The following is a 24,593-nucleotide window of genomic DNA, read 5'->3' as shown; positions in this document are numbered from 1 at the left end:
GTTGGGTCGGGTGAAGCAGCGGCTTGCCTGCCTGTTGCCAGGTGTGGCCTGTCCTGCAGGTGGTCAGCCCGGGCCGGGAGATATCGGGCGGGGAGGCATGCAGTCAGTCCGGTTCTGGAATGGCTGCATTTAAGGCCTGGAACGTATCCGGGATGTGTCCCGAAAGGCCGTCGGTGCAATGTTGTGTATCCCGGCCGGGGGCAGATACATGGCGATACAAACGTCGTTCCGGCCTTGGGTATAAACGCTCCGTCCCCAGCAGACGGGGCGATGGATGAGGGGCCGTAAACAGGTGTCAGGACGCCTTCCAGCAGGACCCGGCACTCAGGCAATACCGTCAACCCAAGACACGACGATCAACCGACCCAGAAGGATGAGGTAGCAACCATGAAGACCATGAACCGTACCCCGCGTCATTTCCTCGGCTCCGCCCTGTTGAGCCTGGCCGCTTTGCAGGTGAGCGTGAGCGCCCACGCCGGCACCCAGCGCAGCCCGATACCCACCGGCGCTGCAGTAAAGACGGTCAGCGGTGCAAGCAGCGCGTTTGCATCGATCAAGCAGATCGACGCGGGTGAACTCAATGTGGGTTATGTCGAAGATGGCCCGAAGGACGGCCCGCCCGTGATCCTGCTGCACGGCTGGCCCTACGATATCCATAGCTATGAGGATGTGGTCCCGCGCCTGACCCGCGCCGGCTACCATGTGTACGTGCCCTACCTGCGCGGCTACGGAACCACGCGCTTCCTGTCCGCAGCGACGCCGCGCAACGGCCAGCAGGCCGCGCTGGCATCGGACATCATCGCCTTCATGGATGCGCTCAAGATCGACAAGGCGGTGATCGCCGGTTATGACTGGGGTGCACGTACGGCCGACATCATCGCGGCGCTCTGGCCCGAGCGGACCAAGGCCCTGGTATCGGTCAGTGGCTACCTGATCGGCAGCCAGGAGCTGAACCGCAAGCCGCTACCGCCCAAGGCGGAGCTGCAATGGTGGTACCAGTTCTACTTTGCCACCGAACGTGGCCAGGCGGGCTACCAGAAGTACACCCATGATTTTGCACGCCAGATCTGGGAGCTGGCCTCGCCGCAATGGCACTTCGACGATGCCACCTTCCAGCGCTCCGCGACGGCCTTCGACAACCCGGACCATGTGAGCATCTCGATCCATAACTATCGCTGGCGCCTGGGTCTGGCTGAGGGTGAGGCCAAGTACCAGCCGCTGGAAAACAAGCTGGCGACCTTCCCCAGCATTGCCGTGCCGACGATCACCCTGGAGAGCGACGCGAATGGTGCGCCCCACCCGGACCCCAGCACCTATGCCAAGCGCTTTACCGGCAAGTACGAGCATCGGCAGATCAGCGGTGGCGTCGGCCACAACCTGCCGCAGGAGGCACCGCAGGCCTTCGCTCAGGCGGTGATCGACGTGGATCGGTTTTGATCTCTGTGGGGTGAAGGCTATCCCCGTTATCCCCGTACGCTGCAGGTTGCAGTCCCAGCAGAGGTCTCTCCTGGAATCGCCGTCTTTGAGGGCTTTCAGGCTTTAGCCTGTGGCATCACACCCCTGGCACTGCGTTGCGTGCCAGGGGTAAGTGTGACTAGACGGTGAAGCGCGCTACCGAGGAGCGCAGGTTGCTTGCAAGGCTCTCCAGCTGCGCCACTTCCCGATTGGCAGCGTGGACGGCGGTAGCAGAATTCTCAACCATATGCGCAATGCGCTCCACGTTGTTGGCCACACTGTTCGTGGCGGTGCTCTGTTCCGATGTCGCACTGGCTACATCGCGAATCTTGTCCAGGGTGTCGGCGGCCCCGGTACCGATCTCCCGTAGCGCATTGGCCGCTGCGGTTGCTTTTTCAACACCGAGTGACACCTGGGGGGTAATCGCCTCCATGCTGTCGACCACTGAGCCGGTATCGGCTTGTATGGCATTGATCATGGAGGTGATCTGCGAGGTGGCCTGGCCCGTACGTTCGGCCAGTTTGCGCACTTCATCCGCGACGACGGCAAACCCCCGCCCTTGCTCCCCGGCACGTGCTGCCTCGATCGCCGCGTTGAGCGCCAGTAGATTGGTCTGATCGGCGATTTCCTTGATCACGCTGGTAATACCGTTGATCTCGCGCGACCGTTCCACCAAGCCGCCGATCAAGGCGGATGCACTATGTACCTGCACCTGAATCCGTTCGATTTCATCAGCCGCCTGCGTTACCATTTTTTCACCGGCCACTGCCAATTCGTTAGAGCGTTCCGAGTTCCGTTCGGTCTCGCGGGCACTGTCTGAAATCTGATCGACACTGACAGACATCTGCTCGATGGCTGCGGCGGTAGCGGTCGTAGCGTCCGAAGATTGTCGCGCCGAGAGATTGATCTCCTTCATCTGCCCACTCAGGGTTGCCGAGGCGCTCCCGACCCCGTTGGCGCCATTCTGGATATGCAGAATCATCTCTCGCAGGCTGCACTGCATGCTGGATACGGCGCCGACCAGGCTGTTGGCGTCCCCCTTCACGTCAATGGTGTGGGTCAGGTCACCCTTGGCAATACGCAGCGCTGCTTCGGCCGCATAGTTGGGCTCGCCACCCAGAAGTCGATAGATAGAGCGGGCCATGTAAACAGCCAGGCCGATAACGATCGCAAGGACCAAGATACCGATCACCAGAAATTGCAGGGCGAGAGACCAGAAGGTGCTGTTGATGTCATCGATGAATGCGCCAAAGCCGATGGTCCAGTTCCAGTCGCGAATTTTTGCAATACCGTTGAGCTTGGGCGAATCAACCTTGCTGTCTAGCCGCTTTGCGGCGACTTCCACAACCGCGAAGTCGGTGTTGGCCAGTGCTTCCTTGTAGACCTCCACCGTCATTTTGCCGTTGGGCAACTTGGAGCCAAGATCAATCTTGCCAAGTTTGCGTGGATCGGGATGAACCAAGGTGAAGTTGTCTTCGCGCCGTACGAAGATGTAATCGTCACCATTGTGCATCCCCTTGAGCGACTGGATCGCCAGTGCCTGGGCTTGTTCAGTGCTGATTTTTCCTTCCTGGGCCATCGTCTTGTAGAAGTCAATCTGCTTGACGGCGAGCATCACGATGGTACGGATCTGATCGGTCCGTTCTTCCATCATGGTGGCGCGAAGCATGTAGAGCCCGAAGGCGGCGATGATGATCAGCCCCAGTGTTGCGCTAGAAACAATAACGGCGAGTCGCGATGAGAGCTTCATACGAAATCCTTTGTTATGAACGCAGCTATGCCGACTTTGAAGATGCTTTTCAACGAGCACTGCGTAGTGCGGGACCGGTACACAGCCACTCGTCAGCCGGTGGGGTGTTTGGTTCACCTGCTGTCATTCTCCTCGTTTCCCTGCAAATGGAAAGCTGGGAGTGCTCCCTGGTGATGCCTAGGTAAACTACGGGTGACCCTGATTGGCTGAAAAAGCGCAAGTACAAGAAAATTTTCTTACATAACAGGTTCTTATAGCATCCTGTTTGGTTTCCACCTGGCTTGGCAGATCTGTGGACACCTCATGTTCCGGTTACAAGGCACCCAAGTACCCAGGGTTACGTTAGTCGCTGATCTGCTCATTTCTTGCAGACCTGCTTGTTCGACAACGGGTGCCAGCTCTCGCGGTACTTGAACAGCATCAGTACCTGGGTACAGTTGCGGGTACGCACCTGTATCTGGCTGATGTGCAGGAAGGGCATGCTCAGGAAGTGGGCATCGAGGAAGTCTGTATCGGCGCAGGCGGTGGCGTTGTGGGCATTCCTGGGCGAGCAGGCCTCGTCCGGGTTGCTGTAGAGGTTGGCCTGGGGGATTTCATTCTTGATTTGCGCCAGGATCTGCGGGCTGACAGCCTTGCCGTCGATCAACAGATTGACGCGGGTAGCCGACTTGGGCCAGGTGTAGTCGAGCGATGCCTGCGCCGCCGCAACGGTGGCAGCTTGTACTTCGTTGCCATCAGCCGGGTAGGGCGCTCTGGCATGTAGATAAGCCAGCAGGATGACGGCGGTCAGGAACCCACCGATCAGGCCGGTGACAAGTGATGTTGCGGATTTCACGTTGGAGTTCCTGCGTTGGAGTGAGCCTGCCATGTTCGGTATGCCACGGTTCGTCGTCAAGGTTGCTGCGTCGAAGCGTGGCTGTCGAACAAACATCAAGCCTTGTTGAACAAGTCCGTATCGACGAACTCACCCTTCACCATGCTCCAGAAATCCTGCGCCAGACCTCGCTCTACGTAGGCGTAGGGCAGCCAGCCGTAGCCTGCTTCACCCCAGGCGGTGCCCCAGGAGTTGCGGATCAGCAGCGCGCCCTTGCTGGTGCCGATCTTCTTGCTGTCGTCGTAGCCGACCGCCAGCACTGCGTGACCGCCCTCCAGCGTATCGCCCTTGCCGGGGAAGGGGATGTCACCCGTGCCTGCGCCGACGGCGGGGATGCAACTGTAGACCGAGAAACCGAACATGGCGGGGAGCTGGGCGGCGAGGTTGGTCTTGATGTTGACCAGTATGTCCTTGGGCAGGGTGCCGGGCGGGTCCAGCCGGTAGTAGTCGATGGCCTGATAGTTCTGCGCGAAGGAGAAGCAGAAGCTGTTTGGATCGTCATCATAATGCTTGGGATCGTAGGGCCAGTACTTCTCTGGCGGGATGCCGAACAACACCAGGGCCTTCATCGTGTCGCGCAGGTAGGCGCCGCTATCGCCCTTGAACTGTAGCAACTGGCGGGTGACCTTGTAGAGGAACAGGCGGGAGGCATCGATATGTTTGCCGAAGGCGCGACGCTCGTAGTATTCGTACATGCCGACGCCCGCGTTGGCGGTACAGGAGCTCAGCTGGCCCTGATCTTCAACGGGTGAGCACCACTCGCGCAGATCGACCTTGGTCGGGAGTTTCGTGGTGGTGGCTTTCTTTAGCGGGACGGACTTGGCCAATACCTTGGCGACGGTGGGGGATTCCTGCGTGTGGTCGCGGAAGTCGGGTAGATCGCTATGCCAACCCAGACCTTGGCCGTGGATGGTTCTCATTGTCATGTCTCTCCTGGCTGAAAACAGAGCCCGCGTCGTGGCGGCACGGGACCGTGGATTTCGAAAGGCTCGTAAGATAAGCCCTGCTCGCAAAGTCCACATCATCCAGATAGATGAAAAACCGGTTTATCGCTGCGCGATCTACCGGTTTTTTGACAAGAGGTGCAGGTAGCGCGGGTTCAGGCTGCGCTGAGCTGCTGGTTGTTGCGGGTTGCGCGGGCCAGTTGCCAGAGGCTGACGGCGCGGGCCAGGAAAAGACCGCTGAGCAAGCCATAACCCACTGCAATGATCGCGACGCAGAACGTGTTGTGACGCAGGGCCGGTTGCATGATCAGGGTGACGGTCACCACGTACTTGCTGAGGAAGATCACCAGCATCAGGCTCAGCGGTACCCAACTGCCTGGCAGGGAGAAGCTGCGGCTTTCAGGCAGGTACTGTGCACTTTGCCAACCCAGTTGGCGATAGGCGCTGGCACAGAGCAGCACGCCAGCCAGCCACAGCGCGTAGGCTTCCGGCTGGTTGCCAAAGCTGGAGACGATGCCGTTGAAGGAGAGGCCCAGCATGATCAGCGGCAGGATGCTGGCACGCAGTTGCGACACGGTGCGTGGGCGGGTTTGCTGAAAGCCCAGGCCGCACAGCACGGCGAACAAGATAAAGACCCAGGTGGGGGTATGTTGCAGGATGGCGAGGATCATGTTGGCGTCTCCGGTTGGAATGACGCCAATCTAGGGACGGCGACGGCGACTGCGGAGCGATTGCGACGAATCGACATCGGGTTGGCGCGAGTCGACCGGAAAGCGCGTGAACAGAAACCCCGATGGCAACGCCGAGCGAAGACCGCTTAGCGGTTCGCATCCTCAAGGCGCCGTTGGAAGCCTTGCGCACCACGGCTGAAACCACAGGCTTCGTAGAAACGCTGCATGCCCTCCTGCACGGCATCGGTCATCAGCATGAGTTTGTAGCAGCGGCGGAAGTCGGCAATGCGGATTGCCTCCTCCAGCAGGGCGCGGCCTATGCCCTGGCGGCGGTGGCTGGGGTCGACCACGATGTGTTCGATGATGCCGAACGGTCGGGCGCCATGCATCAGGGTGGGGCAGATATAGAGACTGCAGCAACCAATGATCTGGCCACTCACTTCGGCCACCAGTACTTCCCCCCTGTTCTTCATGCTCTCGAACTGCAGCATGGCGCTGTGTGGCTCGACAGCAGGCTGTGGCTCGCTATCGAACTGCGTATAGAGGTATAGCAAGGCAGGGATGTCCAGCAAAAAAGCGGGACGGATGGCGTGCTTGGGCATAAGGGGCAGCCGATGGCGGCTGCCGGTACCTGAAGGTTGAGGGGCTGACTGTAAGTTTAATCGACATCTGTTGCTTTAGATTAGGACAATTGCATAGTGTCGGAAAATATACGATCAGATCGACTGGCGGGCCGTCCGGCCTGGACCGGAAATGGCAATGCAGAAAGGATGGCTTGCCATGTGAGACCACGCCATCCTGGTACAGAGGTGGGTGCAAGTGTGGCCAAGGTGGCGCCAGGGATATCCGCATCCTGAGGATGCTGGAACCCCTTGACCCTGCTCGTTTCCTATCAAGGATTGCGGATCTTGCGCTCGTTCACGATCAGCTCGTTGATGATATTGAACATGCGTTGCTCGTTACCTGCCTGGTGCGGCGATGTCATGTATTTGCCGTTGATGATGAAGGTGGGTACGCCGTCAATCGCGTAGGTCTTGGCGAGCGTCTTGGCACGGCTCAGTTGCGAGCTGATGCCGAATGACTTGTAGGTGCTCTCGAACTGCGCACGGTTGATGCCTTGTTTGGCAACCCAGTCGAACAGGGTTTTTTCATCCCGCAGCTCCAGCTTTGCAACGTGGACCGCATTGAATACCGCGCCCTGATACTTGGGCAGCAGGCCCATCATGCGCAGCGTGGCAAAGAGCTTGGCGTGGCCGTCCATATCGCTGCGACCATCCCACAATATATGCTCGCGACGGAATACCACGTCCTTAGGCAGCGTCTTCTCCCAGGCTTCCACCGTCGGTTCGATCTGGTTGCAGTGCGGACAGCCGTACCAGAAGAACTCGATCACCTCGATCTTGCCGGGTGTTTCGGTTGGCTGTGGCTTGGCCAGGAATTTGACCGGCGGCTCCTTGCTATGGTCGGCCGCGGCAAGGCCGCAGACGCTGGCAAGCGCCAGCCCCAGCATGACCAGGGCTTGGCCCAAGTGTCGCTTGGTAATCATCATGTGTTTCCTCTCTCGTTTCTGGTTTTGGGAAGGGGTGACTGCCCGGTTGATGGCTGCCGTGCAGGGATGCCCCGCGCGCCATGCAGGATAGCCTGCAGATCGGCCGGGATGGGCATGGCCGCGAAGGCACTGACATTGGCGCCACCGGTATTGCCGATCGGGAGCCGGCCGCTGAGGTGCCCCAGTGGGGTCAGCAGCAATCGCCAGAGTTGGCCGCGTATCTCACGTGCATCGCGGCGGGTGATGGCGACGCGCAGCATCCAGCCATGCACGCGCAGATGCGCTCCCAGCGCACCCTGGCCCAGGATGTGCGCACGCTCAAGCTGGGTGAACGCCGCCACCAGCTCACCCTGGTGAAAATCGAGGCGTGCTTGTTGCAATGTCTGGCAAAAGGCTGACTGGATTGCGGCGGGTAAACGCATGGGTGACGCCCGGCTGGGAACAGGCTGTCATTGCACAGCCTGAAGTGGCTACAGGGTCAAGCGCTATTCGCCAGCCTCGCCTGCCATCGCGTCCCATTGCGCCCAGCTTTGCACCCGGCCGGGGAAGGCCACGGAGTGAAAGGGCCAGTCGCGCGCCAGCCAGTCTTGCAAGGTGGTCAGGACGTCGGTGGGTAGGAGGGTATGGTGCAGTGACGATAGCCAGAAAAAGGCCTGGGCCTGGAACATTTGCTTGCGCGGGTCGTGTGCCAGCCGGGATTTGATCCGGCGGAGATAGACGCAGCCCAGATAGTCGCTACCGGTCGGGTCCAGCAGGGCGTAGGCAAAGGCGACTCGATCATGGAACTCCTGCTCATGCCGTGCGAGGTCGGCCAGGTTTTCCTCGTAGCTGATCTGCGCGTCGGGCCAGTCATTCTCAGGGCCAAAGACATGACGTATGTCATCGGCACTTGCCCGTACGGCGCGGAAGTCTTCGTCTGCATGCTGAGGGGCAAGTACGACCAACTGGAAATCCTTGAACCGCGCGATGGCGGGCGGGGTGTAGGCGTCGGGGACAAAAGACATGGCGTCGCGGGATTCTCGGTTTGAGATGCTGAAGTTACTATAGGGTTGGCATGCTCGTGCACAGGAGGCACACATGAAAATCGGCGAACTGTCCCTGGCGGCGCAATGCACGGTAGAAACCATACGCTACTACGAAAAGGAAGGCTTGCTGTCCGCGCCTGAGCGTACGGCGGGCAACTACCGCAGCTATGGCGAGCCGCATGTCGAGCGGCTGCGCTTTATCCGCAATTGTCGGGCGCTGGACATGACCCATGGCGAGATCCGCACCTTGCTGGGCCTCAAGGACCAGCCCGCTGCTGGCTGCGGTGAGGTCAATGCCTTGCTGGATGAGCATATCGGCCATGTGGATGCACGTATCCAGGAGCTGATGCAGCTGAAGGCCCAACTGAGCGAGATTCGCCACCGTTGCGATACCGAGCAGGCGGTGGGGGATTGCGGCATCCTGCAGGGCCTGGCGGCGATGGACAGCGAGGAACGAAAGCCGCGGCATACCCATTTGGGTTAGGTCTTGTTCGTCAGTCTGGTAGCCAGCTTGCCAGTCGATAGCAATGGGTCAGTGAAGTCAAGATTTCTGATTTACTGTGTATGCCTACGCACGATCTCGTCGTAGCTGCCGTCGGCCTTCATGCCCGCGAGTGCGGTATTGAACTGTTCGATGATCCGGTCTGCATCCGGGCGTTGGCGGCTGACGGCAAAATGCAGTGGCAGGGTAAAAAGTGGTGTGTGGTTGAGCACGATCTGCTTGAGCTCGGGTAGCGTAGCAAGGCGCTGTTGAAGTTGGTAGCGCGCGATCAGCTCGTCTTCCAGAACCAGATCCACGCGCTTGGCCGCGAGCTTGCGCAGGTTTTGCAGCACATTGTCGGTCGGTTCCACCTGGAACGATGTGTCGGCGATGAAGGCATCGTTGTAGTCATAGCCGCGGCCTACGCCGAGGCGAAGTCCTTTGATGTCTGCCAGCGTTTTCCCGCCGTCGTAGCTGCCGTGCCGATACAGCAGGACCATGCGGTTGGATAGATAGGGTTCACTGAACCGCAGCTTGTCTCGGCGTTCCCTGGTCGACCATATCGCCACAACGCCATCAGCGTGACCTTTGTAGGACATGGCCAGTGCGCGAGCCCAGGGGGCGATGGTGATCCGACTGTCGTAACCGGCACGCTTGAGGGCCGTCGTTACCAGCTCACTCGCAAGGCCTTGCTGGGGCAAGGTCTCACCGGTGTAGGGTTCCCAGTAGTTGGCGATCAGGTTCAGCGTATTGGGTACGCCGGAGGGATTGCCTGCCGCCAGCGTGGTGGTGAGCAGACACGACAACATGACAAACCATGGGCAACGCATTCGGTAATCCCTTGTGGTGTGTCTGCAGGTATAGCTTGGTGGTGTCACCTGAACAAGCGGGATGCCAAGAAGGTTAAAACAAAGCCCGGCAGCCATCTGGCTGCCGGGCTTTATCTTGCCTTGCCTTTGCTGGCGAATGCCAGCCTCAATCAGGCATCAATCTTCAAGGTCACACCGGCGCTGCTGTAGGTCGGCGTCACGGTAAAGCCCTCGACCACGATCTTCTCGAACTTGCCGGTCTGGTTGCCGCTGGTGACGATGTTCAGCGTATCGCCCACTTTGGGCTTGTAGCCGCCCTGGAAAGTCACATTGAGCGTACCGCCGACAATCGCGAACAGCTTGCCCACGGCCAGGGTGCCCTGGTTGTTGGCACCCAGGCGCAGGGTCAGCGTGCTGCCGGTCTGCTGGGTGTAGTTGCCGGCGATAGTCAGGCGGTCCGCCGCGTTGATCACCACGGTGCCACCACTGCGCACATACACATCACCCTTACCGAAAGCCGTGGCGCTATCGCCCTGCAGGGTGCCGCCGAACACATCCGAGCCACCGCTCCAGCTGTTGTTGCCTGCGAGGCGCAGGGTGCCGGTGCTTTGCTTGGTCAGCTTGCCGGCGCCGCTGATGTCGTTGCGCCAGGTATCCAGTGCATTGAAGCCGCCCTGGCTCGCATCCATGCTCACCGTCACGTCACCGTCGAAGCGACCGTAACCGTCGGCCGCGGCAAACAGGTTCAGGCGGCCCCAGCCTTCGGCGTCGTCCATGGCCGGGTAGCCCGATGCAATGGCGGTGGTCTTGAGCACTACGCGGCGCTGGTTGGCATCGAGGTAGGGCAGGCGGGTTTCCAGCAGCACTTCGGCGCTCTTGGGTACCGTCGCGCCCTTGGTCTTGTCGGCAATCTGGCTGAAGCCAAAGGTCATGCGGCGCTGGTAGTTGCTCTTGTTGGTGGCGTAGTCGGCAAAGCGGTCGGTCGCGACGGTGGCTGAGTGGGCAAAGTCGTTGAATGCCTGCAACGTGGTGGTCTTGCTGGCGGCCATTAGTGTCGTGTGCGCCTGCTGGTAGGCGGCAGCCTTACGATTGGCATTGCTGTCCGCTGTGACCAGGCTCGCTGCGGCGACGGAGGTGCCGAGGATACGACCGCCGATCACGTCCAGCGGCGAATGCATACCGGCCAGGATGCGGCTCTCACCCAGTTCCATGCCGCGGCTCAGGATCTCCTGATAGCGCTCGGGTACCACGTAGGCCATGGCAATGGCGTTGCGGACCGACTCTGCCGTATGGCCGCTGACAAAGCCACCGTCGGTGGTCGGTGTCGTACTCTTGGCGGGTTCCAGCGCCGGTACCACCTTCACGCTGCTGCTCCAGCGCCAGGGGCGGGCGTACTTGTAGTAGCGCTTGGCGGGTTCAGTGGAGCCGTTGGTGCCGATATTGCTGATGAAGTCGACCACGGTACCGAATTGGGTATTGGCGGTGCCACCCACGCCCACGTTGTTACCGCTGTCGTTGTACAGCACAGTGGTTGCATCGGCCGGGATGCCGTTGATCGAGGTGGTCTGCTGGGCCGCAGCGCGCCAGGCATCGGTCAGCGGGCCCAGGCTGTCGGAGACGCTATAGGCCTTGCCGCGACGGTCATCCTGGTAGGCCATCAGTTCCTGCGCGGCCGTGCGCTTGCCGGTGGCGTCAACCACGTAGGCGATATTGGCATCCAGTACCGCCTTGTTGACGGCCGTACCGTCGGTGGCGTCACCCGGAATCCCACTCCAGCTCGAGGCCACGACGGCCGGGAAGCTGCCGTTGGCCGGCGCGGCGGCGCCTGCATCCACCAGCAGCGTGCTGGGCTTCCACAGGTCCAGCATGCCGGTCAGCACGCGCACGCCGGCATTGGTTTCCTTGGTGGCGTAGCGGGCATCGCCACGCTGGTTGCTGTAGACGAAATCCACAAAGGCGGGCACGGCAGTCGCATCGGCCACCGGGGCGGTATCGACCGTGCCGAGTCCGGCCGGTGCTGCGGGGATGGCTGGCGGGGTGGCAACAGCGTCTTCGCCGCCGTTACAGGCGCTTAGCACCAGTGCGGCCAGGGCCGCCGCCAGCAGTGAATGACGGAATGGGAGAGGGTGATTCACGGGTGGCTTCCTTGGTCTCGTGGGACGGATATCGATAGATAGCCGGTGAGAATAAGAATCAACCATGACAGGATGATGAAAGCTAGCTGTAAGGTTTGGAAATTTTCGGCATGCGGAAGATGACGGCACTATCCCCGCTTTTCTCAGCATTCAGGCGGTGAAAATCAGATTTCTGCCGATAGGCATGGCGAGGCAGGGCGATCAGCATGGGCAGGTATCTTGAGGCCCATCCTGCCTATGCCTGGCACAGCGGATGGCGCTGTTCCCATACCGCTATCGGAGAAGCCAGTGATCCAGTTCCTTTACAACATCCCCAGCGCGGCGATGGCCACCATCGTGGCAGGCTCCACCTTGGCCATCGTCATGGGGGGCTATGCCATCGCAACCCGTTTCAAATTGGTCCTGCTTGATCCCGAGCAGCGCGCCATGATGATCTCCATGGTGTCCATCATCACCACCATCAATTCGCTGATCGTCGCCTTCGCTGCGATCAGCGTCTGGGATGCCTATAACGATGCCGACCGGACCGTCGCTGCGGAGGCGACCTGTGCCGGTGAACTGGCGCGGGATCTCTCAGCGTTCAACTCACCTGCAGCAGATGTTGCCGGGCGTGCACTCCGAGCTTATATGGAGCATGTGATCCACAAGGAATGGCCGGTCATGCAGCAGGAGAGCCGGCAGGATCCGGAGACCGAGAACCTGTTTGAGGCGATGTTCGATGCGGCAAACTACATCGCCCCGACCGATACTCGCCAGACCGTCCTGCTCGGCGAGATCCTGGCCCGTACCAACGAGATGGTGAAGCACCGGCAGCAACGGATACTGACGCTGGATATCTCCATGCCGGCCACGTTGTGGGCGGTCATGCTGGTGGTCAGTGCCTTGTCCTTCCTGCTGCTCTACGCGCTCCCCCCAACCGCATTCCATAAGTTGTTGATTGGGTCTTGGGGGCTGACACTGGGGCTGACCTTCTTCTTCGTGCTCGCGGTCGACCGACCCTTTGCCGGCGAAGTGAGCGTCAGCCCCGAGCCATTCCAGAAAACGATCAATGGGCTGGTGGCCAACAGAACCTGGCCGGCGCAGAGTGTGGCGCCGTGATGATAGGCTAGCGGCGCGCGCAATTTCCTGCTGGACATTGCGCCGTATCCTCTCCCCTCTGACTTCGCGCCGTCGTCCGGATCGTGTCCTGGCGCACGGCAACCTCAGCATTCCGCGCTATAGATTCCGATTTCTACCGATATGTCCCACCGACCCGCTTTGCCATCATGGCGATGTCGTTAGGGAGGGCACCCCGCAAGGTGGGGCGCATTGTGTTGTTCGCTGCCACAAAGGGCATTTCGGGGAGATAGCAATGATTCAATTCATGTACAACCTGCCGAGCGCTGGCATGGCGGCTATCGTGGTGTTGCTCACGCTGGCTGTCGTCTTGGCGGGGTATGGTGTTGCCAGCCGTTTCAAGCTTGTCCTGCTGGATCCCGAACAGCGCGCCATGATGATTACCATGGTGTCGATCATCACTACCATCAACTCATTGATCGTGGCATTCGCAGCGATCAGTGTCTGGGGAGCCTACGACGATGCAGCGCGCGATGTGGCAGCCGAGGCAACCTGCACGAGTGAGCTGGCGCGTGATCTGTCAGCGTTCAACTCGCCCAATGCCGACGCTGCCGGTCAGGCCTTGCGTGCCTATATGGAGAGTGTGATCAAAGACGAATGGCGCAGCATGCAGCAACAGCAGAAGTCGAATGCCAGGACCCAGAAGCTCTTTGAGGCCATGTTCGATGCCACCAACAAAATTATGCCTACTGACGCCAGACAGACCGTCCTGCTGGCGGAGATACTTGAGCGCAGCAACGAGATGGTCAAATTCCGGCAGCAGCGCCTGCTGACATTGGATGTTTCCATGCCGGCGACGTTGTGGGCTGTGACGCTGGGTATCAGTTGCCTGTCGTTCCTGCTGTTGTATTCATTACCCCCCTCGCGATTCCATGTCCTGATGGTGGGCTCCTGGGCTGTGACCCTCGGGTTCACCTTCTTTTTCATCTTGGCGGTAGACCGCCCGTTTGTGGGCGAAGTCAGTGTTACCGCCGAACCTTTCCAGAGAAGTATCGACGCGCTGGTGGAGAGTCGGACCTGGCCGGAGGTCGCGGTGATGCCGTGACGATTGCAGGTCAGGGGAGGAGGCAATCCCCCTATTGGCATTGGGCGATATCATTCGTCTCTGGTTCTGGTTTCGATTGCCATGGCGGCACCACGGGCGCGTTCTCGCGTTTCATCTAGGGCATCGTGCATGCACTCTTCGATGAGATGTGATGGCAGCTGTGCGATATCCAATAGCCCGCTAACCACGTCGTTTCTGCATAGGGAGCAAGGTGTATGTTCGTAGGCCCACAGCATTGCCCCTGTGAGTTCGGGAGTGCGGTTCTCCCCGAAGATATCCAGTAGTCGGAGGACCAGGCTGTGGGCTTCGTACTCGTCCGGATTGAGTCGCTGCAGTGCTGCCAGTATCAATGAGCTGTCCTGCGGCAGGTAATTCTTGACGAAGAGACGGAAGACTTCTGAGTCAGTCGCAGAGAATCCATCGGCCTGGATTTGCGCTCGCGCATAAATGCCCACTTCTGGCGCATTGCACTGCGCAAGCGCGGTGTGCGTGGCATCGCGTACGGATTGATCATGAGAGGCGGCCAGACTCCATATTTTTTGGTCCAGCCCAGGCAGCGGTACTTTTCGGAAGACTCGTAAAAGGCGTTCACAGACATCCTCGTCAGGCTCAACCAGCAAGTGGCGATAGACTTCCGCGAGCTCTTCCTCAGTAGCAGCCATGCCAAAGCGTTGGTAATAGATCCCAATCTGTTTTTTCACTTTTGCAGCGGAGAGCAGCGATTCTAACGGGAATGCTTTCCGAGTTTCTTCAAGGTACATCCGCTGCCGATCTTCCTTTGTAAGCGGCGCTGTGTCGTTGGATATCTTGTCCCGCTGCTTGAGAGACTCCAAGTAGACTGCAACGAAGATATCGAATTTTGCGAGTCTTTGCAGAGTGACCATCGTGCTTGCTACAGCCTGGGCATCGGCGAGCAGGTCCCCTGGCTCGTCTATCCATGCCTGAGGAGTTTGCTGCAGCAAGCGACCAGCGCGCATGGCGTACTCGACAGCCACGCTTTGTCCATCAAGTGAAGTCAATGCCCGCCAACCGCAAGGTGACTCAACCTGCAAGAAATCCTGATCAAGTACGTATGACCTCAATGCCTCTGCGGCTTGATCGTCTCCGTAGATGGCCATCTGCCCTGCAAGGTCACAGAGATACTCCATATCTGTCGACTCGCCGCACTCTGCCAGTTTGCCGAGAATTGCCGAAGAGATGGTCGGGTATTCGGGTGTCTGTTTGAAGAGTGCAAACATCCAATCTGCCCGTGATGGCTCGCATTGCGGGTCGTGTGCAGGGTTGTCCAAACAAGCAGCCACTACAAGGTCCACTACGTCAGCCAGGCCATGTTGCTGAACATACCGCACGGCATCGCCGCGGCCATGCGCCAATACTTTGGCGAATTCAATTCGAGATAGTTTGAAGGTCTTGATGGTGATGCCCTTGGTTAGCAGATTTACTGTGTTAAGGCGTTATATGGAGCTCAATGTCGCGGGCTTACCCGTTCGCAGCAGGCAGCCAGAACGAGGACTTCAGAAGTCATGTTGGGGTTCCTGGGAGTATATGGACCGCATTCTGCCCTATTCAACAATGCCTGCCCTTGACTGATACATCCCCTTATTTGGTTCAGACAGATGATTATCCATAATGAGTTGGCGACCCGGCCGGGTGGCACGCTCTGCCAGCCGGGCCAACACCAGACCATCAAGGAGGCATGGATATGAGCATGAACGAGAAAGCCCAGGCGGAGCATCTCTGGCTGGCGCGGATGATAGGCGACTGGGAGTACGTCTCCGAGTGCGATATGGGGCCGGATGAGCCGGCGACGGTCATGAAGGGCAAGGAGACGGTCCGCCCGTTTGGCGAGCTGTGGGTGGTGGGGGATGGGGTCTGCGAGGCAGGCGAAGGTAGCTGGCGGTCCACCATCACGCTGGGCTACAACTTGGCGGAGAAGCGCTTCGTCGGCACCTTTGTGGCGGATATGATGACCCATCTGTGGATCTATAGCGGCTCGCTCGATACCACGACCGACACCCTGACCCTGGACGCCGAAGGTCCAGATTTCACGACAGGCAAGACGGTGCGCTATCAGGATATCGTCCAGCAACTTGGAGCGGACAAGCGCACGTTGTCGTCCCGCGTACTGAAGGAAGACGGGACGTGGGTGAACATCATGAGGGCGAGCTATCAGCGCAAGGGCTGATGCTGGTTATGCTGGTCAGCGCGCCGACATGGGCGCTTGGCCGGCAAAAAAATTCAGGCGTACTGGAAACCCTGCAAGGCTGGTAGCAGCTGTGACTCGGTCAATTCATGTCGCAGACTTACCACATGCGCCAGTTCGACCATCGTGTTATTGAGGGGCGGATGAGCCTTCCAAAAACTTTCGGGGATTCCCAACACGCTAACAAGCAAGTCGCCTGGATAAAAGTTTCCTTCGGCGTAAGGATTGTCCATGAGTAGATTGAGCGCTATCGGGACCAAATAAGGAAGGCCGATTTTCTGACCAATGAGCAAGCGTACTCCTTCGGTATCCAGGGTGTTCAGTGGCACTTTGCGAAGACGTTGTGATTCCTGTACGACGTGCGACGGAAAGGGGTCATGCGGCCAGGAAATACCCTCCAGCTGCTCAATTGATAGTGAATGGTCGTGGGGTTGCATGAGGGAAGTCCTGGTGCCGTTGGGGCATTGCGCCGTATCTTTTTTAGTCAAACGTATTGTTCTTGCTTGAAAAAGTCCCTCTGAATGCGATGACTCTTTTCCAGGTAGGCATCACCGCAAGGCGTTGCATCAACGGGTCGAGATGCTCGACTTCGCCTTGGGTGATGATCGTACGGGTTGCGTTGTGAACAACGACATCCCGAGCGTAAGCCGCAATCAGAAACTCCGGTCGAACGTTGTTTGCTCCCCACTCCGGAAAGGCCGGCATGTAGTCGAATCGCAGATCGCCTGGAATCGGGATTTGCCCGCGAGAAAACCAGTCCTCGGTCGCTGCGACGACGTACCAGTCACCCAGCATCTCATGTGCGATCTCGATATCACCGAATTCCTGAATGCCTTCGATTACGGCAGACAGGATGACTGCCAACGAAACATGTCCCTGGTCGAAGAAAAACAGCGGGTTAGCTCTTGCCCATTCGATAGGGGTCTCGTGGAAACGAATATCCTGCGCGCTGCTGAGAGGCATCGTTTCTCCTGGTTAACTTGCCGAGGTCGGCTGCAAGAAGGCTTGATCATCCTTTGTAGCCATCACCATTCTGCTCTGTCATTAGCCATGCCGCCATTCGTCCGCAAGACCACTGCTCGCTATTGGCTCAACGTATCGCAGTCAGGCTGCTGGTAGGGAGGATTGCGCGCGGCGGTGTCCAGGGCCTCGCCCTGGGTTGTGGCGTTGGTAACGCCCGGACGTGGTGGTACGGGGTCGGGCAGGCTCGCGATGGCGCTCACAGCCTGCAAGGCGCGGTAGGCGGCGGCTACCTGGGCGGAGCTGGCGTTGCGTTCGGCATATAGCATGACCTTGCCGGGCCTGAGGTGCTGCAGTTGCGCGGTCAGCTCGGTTTCGGAAGGGCTGTCTACCTTGTCCGGCCGATAGCCACTGGCGGTGACGATCAGGACTGGTGGTGTCTTGTCATCGGCATGGGCTAAGCCTGGCCCGGTGACCAGGCCCAGCGCGAGCAGGCTCGCCATGCAGGGCAGGTATCGGTGGCTTGGTCGGTGCAGCTTGTGCGGCATGTTCCGGTCTGGGCGTAAGGGCTGTCGCCTATTGTTCCGCATGCCCGCCGCGTTGGCATCCTCCAGGCAGAGGATGGCTGCGCGGAAAGATGGAACAAGTTGTGTGCAATGGCCGTTGCCGGTAAGCCCCTGTAAGCCGCGTAAACAAATGTTTCCAGCTGCTGCGAGGCGGCATGCCGATGGGATACAAGGAATATACCCTGGCTGCATGGCCGGGCCCACAACAGGAGAGCGAACCATGAAACGCATGTCTGTGATGTTGACCGCACTGGCCGCCGTAACCGTACTCCCCGCGCTAGCCGACGTGGCCACCCCGGGCCTGGATGCACGGCAAGCCAGGCAGGAACAGCGGATAGAGAACGGTCAGGCCAATGGCTCCCTGACCGACAAGGAAGCCGCCCGGCTGGAGCGCAAGGGTGACAGGGTAGACCGGCGCGAGACGCGCATGGAGGCCGATGGCAAGCTGACGGCCCGCGAACGGGCCAAGCTCAACGGTGCGATGAACGCCCAGAGTGGCCGCATCTACCGGCAGAAGCACGACCGACAAGGTAACTGATCGCGGTGTTCGGGATCACAAAGGGCGGGTGCCGATGCGGCCCCCGCTTTTTTCATGGGGGCCCTCCGGCATGCCACGCGCTTACTCTGCGCGCTTGTTACCGGTGATCATGCTGGCAACCAGGTTCTCGCGATGACGCCGGCTTTCCACCAGCGCTGCGGCCACATGCAGGATTACGCAGCCTAGCAGGGCATTGGCGAGGATTTCGTGTACTTCCTCCAGCCATTCTTCGCCAAAGTAGGCGTCGGTTCCCATCAGGTAGCCGGTGGTGCCCAGGCTCAGGATCAGCAGCCACATCAGCAGCATCATGACGGCACCGGCGGGATTGTGGCCGACCACGCGCGGCTGTTCGCCGATCATCATCTGCTTGAGGTAAGGGATCAGCCGGCCTGGCGTGGGGAACCAGTCGGTGAATCGGGCGTGACGGCTGCCGACAAAGCCCCATATAACGCGAATGGCGATCAGGCTACAGGCGAGGTAGCCGAGCCAGCGGTGTGGCCGCTCGCCTTCCTCCAGAATGAACAGGTTAGCAACCACGCAAGCGGCGACCAGCCAGTGCGTCAGTCGGACAGCGATGTCCCAGACGCGTACGGTGGTCGCTGGCTGGTTTGTGGATCGATGCATGGCATCCTCCCGGATATGCGGTGAGGCAAGCCTCCCCGCCTGGTAGATCAGTCACCTTGCTTGATGATGGCGAGGGTCTTGGCGTCGAAATAGATTTCTACCTTCTTGCCCGCCTTGTCATGGCCGTAGATCTCGTAGCAGTTGCCGGATACCTTGAATTTCTTGATCTTGTAACCGTCCTTTTCCAGCTTGGCGCGGGCGTCGGATTCCTTCATCCATTCTGCCTTGGGATAGGCGGGGCACTCTGCCGAAGCGCTGGCAAGGTGAGAGGCAAAAGCGAGTGCGAGTGCAGCGGCGATGGCACGATATTGCATGGTGTTGTCCTCTGAAGTGGTTAACGGCGACATCATCAGAACACCCGGTACTTAATCGAGCGTGAAGTACACACGGGATTGCCCCCGTACTGCTCCCAGGGGGGGACTAGGAGCCTACCGAGTAGGAATGGCGACAGCAGACGCTTAGTCTGCGAGGCATCAAGGAGGAATGCGATGCCTGACCTGACTGCTCACCAAGAACGCTATCTGGATGTGGACGCTGCCCTGCGCCAACTGCGTGGCGATACCGCCACCCTGTGCCTGCTCGGTCATTTGTATGAAGGGGAGCTGCCGGGTTATCTGATCGCTATCGACCGGGCCCGCCGACCGGAGGCCGACCGTCAGGCATTGGCCAGCCTGTTGCTAAGATTGCGGGCAACATTTGGTATGTTTGAATGCGAGGCGGGCCAAGCTGCCTGTATCGATTTGCAAAGCAGCCTCAACATGCCGGAGCCTCTGCCAAACGCTGCCTTGGTGACGCTTGAATCGGTATTGATCGGTATGGCGGCAGAGTTGTCGGCCTACAGTCATCGCATGGAGGTGTGAGATGTCTCTGTCCCGATCTAACGCGTTGCGTTTGACCATTGCCCTGCCGTTCTTCCTGCTGGCCTTGCTGCTGGGCCTCTGGTGGGCGACCTTGCATGCCATTGACCAGGACCGGAAACTGGCGTTGGACGGCTACCGAACCGATAGCCAGAACCTGGTTCGCGCATTGGATGAGCATGTGGATAGCCTGACGCGTGAAGTCGACCAGACCGTGCGTTTCTTGAAGTATCGCTTCGAGCGCTCACCCGGTACGCTGGATATCATGAACCTGCTGGGCGAGGAAGTGATCATCGATCGCTATTACACCCAGTTGGGCATAGTCGACGCCGACGGTGTCCTGATCATGACCAACAAGACACCGTTCAAGCGGGTCAATGTCGGGGATCGGGAGCATTTCAAGGTGCATCAGCAAGACCCCAACCGGGGTCTGTTTATCAGCAAGCCCATCCTCGGTCGCTCGTCAGGCAAGTGGTCGCTGCAGTTTACGCGCCGCATCGATAAAGCCGATGGCAGCTTTGGCGGAATCGTGGTGGTCTCCGTAGACCCATTCTATTTCACCGATCTGTATCGGGATGTCGATACAAGTATTGGGGGCGGCATCATGCTGGTGGGGCTGGATGGCGTTGTCCGCGCCAGCCGCAATACCGATGTCGCCAAACTCGGTGACAAGGTCGATCAACTGGCCTGGTTTCAACGCGTGAAGTCGGAGCCGGTGTTCCAGATGCAGACGCAGGATGCGCACGGCTTGGACATTCTGGTGACGGCCCGACACTTGCGTAATCAGCCGGTGGCTGTTGTGCTGCAGGAGCGGCTTGCCGATGTGCTGTCGGAACATTTTCAGCGCAAGCAGGGAATGCTGCAGGCAGCGACGATCGCAACCATCCTGCTGCTGATTTCGGGTGGGTTTATCTACTGGCTGGCATTTCGCTTGCAACGCAGCCAGTCAGCGGCAGAGTCGGCCAACCGGATGAAGTCTGAATTCCTGGCCCAGATGTCGCATGAGCTCCGTACCCCTCTCAATGGCATCCTGGGTGCAGCCGAACTGATCGCCGACGGTAACGACCTGGCCGAGGACAAGCAACTGGCGGGGCTGATCCAGCGCAGCGGACAGCAACTGCGTGAGCAAGTCGATGCCATTCTGGACCTTGCCCGGCTGGAAGCTGGCAGACTGACGTTACGTAAGGAAATGCAAAGCCTGGGCACTCTGTTGGTTGAGGTCTGCGATACGCATGAACCTTTTGCGACCCAGAAAGGACTACCCATTCTGCGCCGTTGGGACGATGCAGAACTGGGTCAGGCCATGGTGGATGGCGTGCGACTGCGCGAGGTGCTGGGTAATCTGCTGCACAATGCCATCAAGTACACCCAAACCGGTGAGGTATGCGTGAATGCCGAACGAGAGGGCGAGCAGTTGCTGGTGACGGTCAGCGATACGGGCATCGGTATTGATGAGGAAGACCAGGCGATCGTGTTCGAGAAGTTCCGGCAGGTGGAGCGCTTTGCCACGCGGCACCATGGCGGATCCGGTCTGGGACTCGCGCTTGTACGAGAGCTGGTACAACTGATGCAAGGTAAGATACACCTGATATCAGCGCCGGATCGTGGCAGCCACTTCACCATCATGCTGCCGCTGGAGGACAAGGGGGCATGATGAGTGAGTCCGGACATGTTGCAGACACCATCCTGGTGGTCGATGACGAGGATACCAATCGTCGGATCGCCACCTTGTTTCTGCAACGGCAGGGTTATCAGGTCGTAGATGCCCGTGATGCTGCTTCGGCCTGGGCGGCGATGCAGTTGCATGAATACAGCTTGATCCTGCTGGATATCAGCATGCCCGGTGAGAGTGGCCTGGAATTGTGCCGACGGATACGAGCGAACTATCAGCGGCGGCAGCCAGCCGTGGTGGCCTATACGGCCCATGCCATGGCCATGGAGCAGAGCGAGATACTGGCGGCTGGTTTTGACGACATTGTCACCAAGCCTATTTCAAAGCAGGTCTTGCTGGACAAAGTGGCGCAGGCGCTTGCAACTCGCGCAGGATGATCGTCATTTGGCGCCAGTATGCCCTGGTTGAGTAGATATATTGGATGGAAGGTACTGATCCAATTGATAAAACTCAGTATTTTCAACATCCGCTTGTGCCATGATGGTCATGAGGTACCGATCGCCGAGCGTCAGGTCTGGCAGCCCGGCAGGATGCCCGTGAACCACGGAGGATGTCGCAATGCCAAGGATTCATCTCAAGGCGACCGAAGAGATCGAGGACTATGTGCTGGAGCAGCGCCGGCATGATCGTCGTACGGCGCCGGGCGAGGTTGGTGAGGATTGGCGTTGGGCCAATCAGTTACTCAACACCAGCGATAGGCGCGCAGCCCCCCGTCGTCTCTCCGACGTTAAGAAGCGTTCTTCGCACTGATCGGCTTACCTAAGGTTCAGTCGGCCCCAGGGCTGGCCGTGGCGGCATTGTGGCTAGCGGCGGTCTTCAAGAGTGCCAGGAGGTGCTTGTGGGGTACATCGGCCAGTCGTCGCAGGTATAGACAACCCTTGCCCATCTTGATCTTGCCCAGCGGGGCGAGCAGATCGGCGTGCAGGTTGAGATCACAGCCCAGATAGAGCGTGAGATCCGCCTTGCGGGACGCAAAGCCCAGTAGAAAAGTATCGCCCTCACGACCGCTGTCGTAGCGATAGTGCAAATCCCCAAAGCCCACCATCGTTCCCCACATACGTGGGGGAGCGCCCGTGGCTTCCCGCATCATGGCAATCAGCGCAATGCAGTCTGTGCGCCGGTCTTCGCTGGGCAGCGCGGCGAGATAGGCAGCGAGTTCGGCATCGGCCGACAAGGTGGCGGGATTGCTCGTCGCCATGTGCGGTGTCCTGTTGTCTTGCGGAGTTGCTTGATCAGTGTAGACGGCACGAAGTGAATCGTCTGCGGTATCAATACCGCTAGGTGGCGCGAGCGGGTATCAGCACTCCATATCGGCACGCTTTTGCTCGTATTCCTCCCGGCTGATCTGACCTCGTGCGTAGCGCTGATTGAGTATCTGCAAGGGTGATTGTTGCTGATGGGCAGTGCGATCCGGCGACTCTAGACTCATGCGTACCAACCGGACGACAGAGGTGATGCCCACGATGATCAATACCAAGACTACCAAGGTGGCAATCCAGCCCAGCCCCATCATGCCGCTGGACAGGCTGAACCAGTCCACGACCTGAGCATCGGGTGTCGGCTGCGGGATATTCATGGTTCGCACTCCCTTTCGGGGCCATCTCGGGATGGCGTATTGCGATGCTGCCATGAACCTCCGGGCGTTGATCTGCGCAAGATCAAATGACCATCATATGACCCTACATCACGCCATACTTTCGTTGTATGCGTTGCAGCTCACCACTTTTGGCAAGCGCTGCCAGGGCTGAGCTGAGTCTAGCGACCTTATCCTCACTCAGTTGCCGGCTTGTGACCAGCATTTGTGGCTCGAGTCGGAACACGGCCGGAAGGATGCGTACCTGACCGACCAGCTTCTGATCTCGGATATAGCGTTTGAGCGTGGTATCGGCCTGGTAGAAGAATCGCCCGCGGCCAGCCAGCAGTTTCTTGAAATTGTCGACATTGCTGTTGGATCCGATATCCAGGATCAGCCCACCTTGCCGCTTGAGGTAGTCGATATAGGCGGTCCCCATGGGGACCAGGATCAGCCCGTTCTGGCCAAGTGCACGGATATCCTCGAACGTCTCGACAGCGACTGAGTCGTCCGCCCGAACGGCGACTTGATGCCGGATCACATAAAGCGGCGTGTGGTCGATGTAGCGCATCTTCTGCTGCCGATCGGCCGTCCTCAGCAGTCCAAAGAACACCTCAATCTGGCCATTGGCCAACTCGCTTTCAATCCGGAGCAAAGGCTTTTCCTGATCCAGTCCGGTGAAATGCAGGTCGGTATCGACCCGTTCCATCGCCCGGAGAATCTCCACGCAGATGCCCGGCTCATCGGTACTGGCAAGGTTGAATTTCACGCTGTTGCCCGCCTGGCTGGCGGTACGCAACAACAAGGGTTCGGCCGCATGGCAGAACAGGAAAACCGGGATCAGGCTGATGATCAGGCGACGCATGACGGGAAGCGTGGCGTGCTGGGGCTTTGAAGGTTAGGCAATGCTGTCGAAATAGCCAGCGCCGCTGGTAACGTCTATTTGCAATTTCTGTCTTCTGTAATTGCATTTGCACAAATATAATAACCGGCTTACGTACGGGGAGAGCCGTGGCTCGGCGACATGGCGGCTTCCCGATGGTTGAGCTTTTTGCGAGAGGTGATATGGCAACAATCCCGACGATCAAGACGCTGGTCCCGCTGCTGTCGGGCCTTACCCTGCTGGGCTGTGCCCAAGTGCCCCAAAAGACAACGCCGCCCATTGCGCAACCGGAGCCGCCCAAGGCCCAAGCTGTCGCACCCGTTGCCGTACCTGAGCCGGTGGTGATTGCACCGGCACCCGTCGTCACGCCGCCGCCCGCTGCCAGCACCAAGGGCGTACTGCTGGGCCGCAGTTACCACCGCGCCTATATCTCGCCGCGCGTGGTGTTCAACGGCTGGGCCGTGCAGCAAAAGGTCAATCTGGGTGCTGACTCGGGGCGGGATTTTTTCTTGCTGGCCAAGGTGAACCGGCGCATTGCCGTGCTGGCTGACAAGGGCGCCAATATCGGCGGGGTGACGTACAAGTACACGGTCAGCCAGGAAGTGCCGGTGCCGGATGAGTACAAGACTGCCCCGGCGCTGGCCTGCAAACTGCCACCAGAACAGGATCGCGATGTGTTGGCGCTCATGTCGCCCGACGAGACGGCGCGCGCCGCATGGGCCTTGCAGCCTGATGATGTTGGCCACCTGCGGCAACTGGATGCCAGCGAATTGGGCAACCTGCGTTGCACCAAGCCTGCCGTAGCGCGCAAGCCTGCTGCCAAGCCGAGCAAGAAGAAGCACCACAAGCGGCGCTGAACGCTG

31 protein-coding genes are annotated in these 24,593 nt (G+C 59.3%); 11 read left to right on the top strand and 20 right to left on the bottom strand.

Annotation, left to right across the window (positions count from 1 at the left end; all coding sequences use genetic code 11):
• The first annotated feature begins 387 nt into the window (after positions 1 to 387).
• The gene (locus tag ACYVHK_RS11480) at positions 388 to 1,437 is read left to right on the top strand and encodes an alpha/beta fold hydrolase (protein ID WP_460531592.1); all 1,050 of its coding nucleotides are present in this window, start codon (positions 388 to 390) and stop codon (positions 1,435 to 1,437) included.
• Between the two features lie 157 nt (positions 1,438 to 1,594).
• Here ACYVHK_RS11480 and ACYVHK_RS11475 read toward each other — a convergent pair whose 3' ends face one another.
• From ACYVHK_RS11475 to ACYVHK_RS11440, 8 genes are all read right to left on the bottom strand, one after another.
• Positions 1,595 to 3,265: a methyl-accepting chemotaxis protein gene (locus tag ACYVHK_RS11475; protein WP_460531589.1), complete on the bottom strand. Its 1,671-nt coding sequence runs from the start codon at positions 3,263 to 3,265 to the stop codon at positions 1,595 to 1,597.
• 298 nt (positions 3,266 to 3,563) lie between these two features.
• A complete protein-coding gene (locus tag ACYVHK_RS11470) occupies positions 3,564 to 4,040 on the bottom strand; it encodes a hypothetical protein (protein ID WP_460531586.1) in 477 nt (158 codons plus the stop codon).
• Between the two features lie 95 nt (positions 4,041 to 4,135).
• Positions 4,136 to 5,005 carry a C1 family peptidase gene (locus tag ACYVHK_RS11465; protein WP_460531583.1) on the bottom strand — a complete coding sequence of 290 codons (870 nt, stop codon included), beginning with the start codon at positions 5,003 to 5,005 and terminating at the stop codon, positions 4,136 to 4,138.
• A 173-nt stretch (positions 5,006 to 5,178) separates the two neighbouring features.
• Positions 5,179 to 5,715: a DUF6622 family protein gene (locus tag ACYVHK_RS11460; RefSeq protein ID WP_460534049.1), complete on the bottom strand. Its 537-nt coding sequence runs from the start codon at positions 5,713 to 5,715 to the stop codon at positions 5,179 to 5,181.
• Positions 5,716 to 5,840: 125 nt separating this feature from the next.
• Positions 5,841 to 6,296, bottom strand: a complete 456-nt coding sequence (locus tag ACYVHK_RS11455) for a GNAT family N-acetyltransferase (protein ID WP_460531580.1) — start codon at positions 6,294 to 6,296, stop codon at positions 5,841 to 5,843.
• A gap of 290 nt (positions 6,297 to 6,586) precedes the next feature.
• On the bottom strand, positions 6,587 to 7,243 hold the full coding sequence (locus tag ACYVHK_RS11450; protein ID WP_460531577.1) for a thiol:disulfide interchange protein DsbA/DsbL: 657 nt from the start codon (positions 7,241 to 7,243) through the stop codon (positions 6,587 to 6,589).
• Positions 7,240 to 7,665 carry a DUF3703 domain-containing protein gene (locus ACYVHK_RS11445; protein ID WP_460531574.1) on the bottom strand — a complete coding sequence of 142 codons (426 nt, stop codon included), beginning with the start codon at positions 7,663 to 7,665 and terminating at the stop codon, positions 7,240 to 7,242. Before ACYVHK_RS11445 ends, ACYVHK_RS11450 begins: the two co-directional genes overlap by 4 nt.
• A gap of 63 nt (positions 7,666 to 7,728) precedes the next feature.
• Complete coding sequence (locus tag ACYVHK_RS11440; RefSeq protein WP_460531571.1) at positions 7,729 to 8,247, bottom strand: hypothetical protein; 519 nt, start codon at positions 8,245 to 8,247, stop codon at positions 7,729 to 7,731.
• A 73-nt stretch (positions 8,248 to 8,320) separates the two neighbouring features.
• Between ACYVHK_RS11440 and cadR the strand changes: the two genes are divergently transcribed.
• Entirely contained in the window at positions 8,321 to 8,752 is a 432-nt protein-coding gene (cadR, locus tag ACYVHK_RS11435) for a Cd(II)/Pb(II)-responsive transcriptional regulator (RefSeq protein ID WP_460531568.1), read from the top strand.
• Between the two features lie 71 nt (positions 8,753 to 8,823).
• Here the strand turns inward: cadR and ACYVHK_RS11430 are convergent, their stop codons facing one another.
• The 3 genes from ACYVHK_RS11430 to ACYVHK_RS11420 form a co-directional block, all read right to left on the bottom strand.
• Complete coding sequence (locus ACYVHK_RS11430) at positions 8,824 to 9,579, bottom strand: substrate-binding periplasmic protein (protein ID WP_460531565.1); 756 nt, start codon at positions 9,577 to 9,579, stop codon at positions 8,824 to 8,826.
• Positions 9,580 to 9,728: 149 nt separating this feature from the next.
• Positions 9,729 to 11,693, bottom strand: a complete 1,965-nt coding sequence (locus tag ACYVHK_RS11425) for an acid phosphatase (protein ID WP_460531562.1) — start codon at positions 11,691 to 11,693, stop codon at positions 9,729 to 9,731.
• Between the two features lie 82 nt (positions 11,694 to 11,775).
• Positions 11,776 to 11,901 carry a hypothetical protein gene (locus ACYVHK_RS11420; RefSeq protein WP_460531559.1) on the bottom strand — a complete coding sequence of 42 codons (126 nt, stop codon included), beginning with the start codon at positions 11,899 to 11,901 and terminating at the stop codon, positions 11,776 to 11,778.
• An 80-nt stretch (positions 11,902 to 11,981) separates the two neighbouring features.
• Here ACYVHK_RS11420 and ACYVHK_RS11415 point away from each other — a divergent pair, with 80 nt between their 5' ends.
• Complete coding sequence (locus tag ACYVHK_RS11415) at positions 11,982 to 12,791, top strand: bestrophin-like domain (RefSeq protein WP_460531556.1); 810 nt, start codon at positions 11,982 to 11,984, stop codon at positions 12,789 to 12,791.
• A 253-nt stretch (positions 12,792 to 13,044) separates the two neighbouring features.
• Positions 13,045 to 13,854 carry a bestrophin-like domain gene (locus ACYVHK_RS11410; RefSeq protein ID WP_460531553.1) on the top strand — a complete coding sequence of 270 codons (810 nt, stop codon included), beginning with the start codon at positions 13,045 to 13,047 and terminating at the stop codon, positions 13,852 to 13,854.
• 50 nt (positions 13,855 to 13,904) lie between these two features.
• Here ACYVHK_RS11410 and ACYVHK_RS11405 read toward each other — a convergent pair whose 3' ends face one another.
• Entirely contained in the window at positions 13,905 to 15,092 is a 1,188-nt protein-coding gene (locus ACYVHK_RS11405) for a hypothetical protein (RefSeq protein WP_460531550.1), read from the bottom strand.
• A 470-nt stretch (positions 15,093 to 15,562) separates the two neighbouring features.
• On the opposite strand from ACYVHK_RS11405, the gene ACYVHK_RS11400 reads away from it, so the two are divergent.
• The gene (locus tag ACYVHK_RS11400; RefSeq protein WP_460531547.1) at positions 15,563 to 16,039 is read left to right on the top strand and encodes a DUF1579 domain-containing protein; all 477 of its coding nucleotides are present in this window, start codon (positions 15,563 to 15,565) and stop codon (positions 16,037 to 16,039) included.
• A 53-nt stretch (positions 16,040 to 16,092) separates the two neighbouring features.
• Here the strand turns inward: ACYVHK_RS11400 and ACYVHK_RS11395 are convergent, their stop codons facing one another.
• The 3 genes from ACYVHK_RS11395 to ACYVHK_RS11385 all read right to left on the bottom strand — a co-directional run bounded on the left by ACYVHK_RS11395 (position 16,093) and on the right by ACYVHK_RS11385 (position 17,520).
• The gene (locus tag ACYVHK_RS11395) at positions 16,093 to 16,494 is read right to left on the bottom strand and encodes a contact-dependent growth inhibition system immunity protein (protein ID WP_460531543.1); all 402 of its coding nucleotides are present in this window, start codon (positions 16,492 to 16,494) and stop codon (positions 16,093 to 16,095) included.
• Between the two features lie 43 nt (positions 16,495 to 16,537).
• A complete protein-coding gene (locus ACYVHK_RS11390; RefSeq protein WP_460531540.1) occupies positions 16,538 to 17,020 on the bottom strand; it encodes a hypothetical protein in 483 nt (160 codons plus the stop codon).
• A 119-nt stretch (positions 17,021 to 17,139) separates the two neighbouring features.
• Positions 17,140 to 17,520, bottom strand: coding sequence for a hypothetical protein (locus ACYVHK_RS11385; protein ID WP_460531537.1), 381 nt, complete (start codon positions 17,518 to 17,520; stop codon positions 17,140 to 17,142).
• Positions 17,521 to 17,803: 283 nt separating this feature from the next.
• On the opposite strand from ACYVHK_RS11385, the gene ACYVHK_RS11380 reads away from it, so the two are divergent.
• Positions 17,804 to 18,121 (top strand): hypothetical protein, encoded by a 318-nt coding sequence (locus ACYVHK_RS11380; RefSeq protein WP_460531534.1) that lies wholly within the window; start codon positions 17,804 to 17,806, stop codon positions 18,119 to 18,121.
• Positions 18,122 to 18,202: 81 nt separating this feature from the next.
• Here ACYVHK_RS11380 and ACYVHK_RS11375 read toward each other — a convergent pair whose 3' ends face one another.
• Together ACYVHK_RS11375 and ACYVHK_RS11370 are read right to left on the bottom strand one after the other, a co-directional pair.
• Entirely contained in the window at positions 18,203 to 18,745 is a 543-nt protein-coding gene (locus ACYVHK_RS11375) for a cytochrome b/b6 domain-containing protein (RefSeq protein WP_460531531.1), read from the bottom strand.
• Positions 18,746 to 18,792: 47 nt separating this feature from the next.
• Positions 18,793 to 19,059: a PepSY domain-containing protein gene (locus tag ACYVHK_RS11370; RefSeq protein ID WP_460531529.1), complete on the bottom strand. Its 267-nt coding sequence runs from the start codon at positions 19,057 to 19,059 to the stop codon at positions 18,793 to 18,795.
• Positions 19,060 to 19,233: 174 nt separating this feature from the next.
• On the opposite strand from ACYVHK_RS11370, the gene ACYVHK_RS11365 reads away from it, so the two are divergent.
• The 4 genes from ACYVHK_RS11365 (at position 19,234) to ACYVHK_RS11350 (ending at position 22,024) form a co-directional block, all read left to right on the top strand.
• A complete protein-coding gene (locus tag ACYVHK_RS11365; RefSeq protein WP_460531526.1) occupies positions 19,234 to 19,605 on the top strand; it encodes a hypothetical protein in 372 nt (123 codons plus the stop codon).
• Position 19,606: 1 nt separating this feature from the next.
• Entirely contained in the window at positions 19,607 to 21,256 is a 1,650-nt protein-coding gene (locus ACYVHK_RS11360; protein WP_460531523.1) for an ATP-binding protein, read from the top strand.
• Positions 21,253 to 21,651 carry a response regulator gene (locus ACYVHK_RS11355; protein WP_460531520.1) on the top strand — a complete coding sequence of 133 codons (399 nt, stop codon included), beginning with the start codon at positions 21,253 to 21,255 and terminating at the stop codon, positions 21,649 to 21,651. Before ACYVHK_RS11360 ends, ACYVHK_RS11355 begins: the two co-directional genes overlap by 4 nt.
• Positions 21,652 to 21,832: 181 nt before the next feature.
• Entirely contained in the window at positions 21,833 to 22,024 is a 192-nt protein-coding gene (locus ACYVHK_RS11350; RefSeq protein WP_460531517.1) for a hypothetical protein, read from the top strand.
• Positions 22,025 to 22,040: 16 nt separating this feature from the next.
• Here ACYVHK_RS11350 and ACYVHK_RS11345 read toward each other — a convergent pair whose 3' ends face one another.
• From ACYVHK_RS11345 to ACYVHK_RS11335, 3 genes are all read right to left on the bottom strand, one after another.
• A complete protein-coding gene (locus ACYVHK_RS11345; RefSeq protein WP_460531514.1) occupies positions 22,041 to 22,472 on the bottom strand; it encodes a DUF1801 domain-containing protein in 432 nt (143 codons plus the stop codon).
• Between the two features lie 99 nt (positions 22,473 to 22,571).
• The gene (locus ACYVHK_RS11340; protein ID WP_460531511.1) at positions 22,572 to 22,850 is read right to left on the bottom strand and encodes an SHOCT domain-containing protein; all 279 of its coding nucleotides are present in this window, start codon (positions 22,848 to 22,850) and stop codon (positions 22,572 to 22,574) included.
• A 103-nt stretch (positions 22,851 to 22,953) separates the two neighbouring features.
• Complete coding sequence (locus tag ACYVHK_RS11335; RefSeq protein WP_460531508.1) at positions 22,954 to 23,712, bottom strand: substrate-binding periplasmic protein; 759 nt, start codon at positions 23,710 to 23,712, stop codon at positions 22,954 to 22,956.
• A 200-nt stretch (positions 23,713 to 23,912) separates the two neighbouring features.
• On the opposite strand from ACYVHK_RS11335, the gene ACYVHK_RS11330 reads away from it, so the two are divergent.
• Positions 23,913 to 24,587 carry a hypothetical protein gene (locus tag ACYVHK_RS11330; protein ID WP_460531505.1) on the top strand — a complete coding sequence of 225 codons (675 nt, stop codon included), beginning with the start codon at positions 23,913 to 23,915 and terminating at the stop codon, positions 24,585 to 24,587.
• Positions 24,588 to 24,593 lie beyond the last annotated feature (6 nt).

Source organism: Chitinimonas naiadis, from assembly GCF_054780835.1.
Note: the sequence above shows the minus strand (reverse complement) of the source record. Positions and strands in the feature narration are given on the sequence as shown.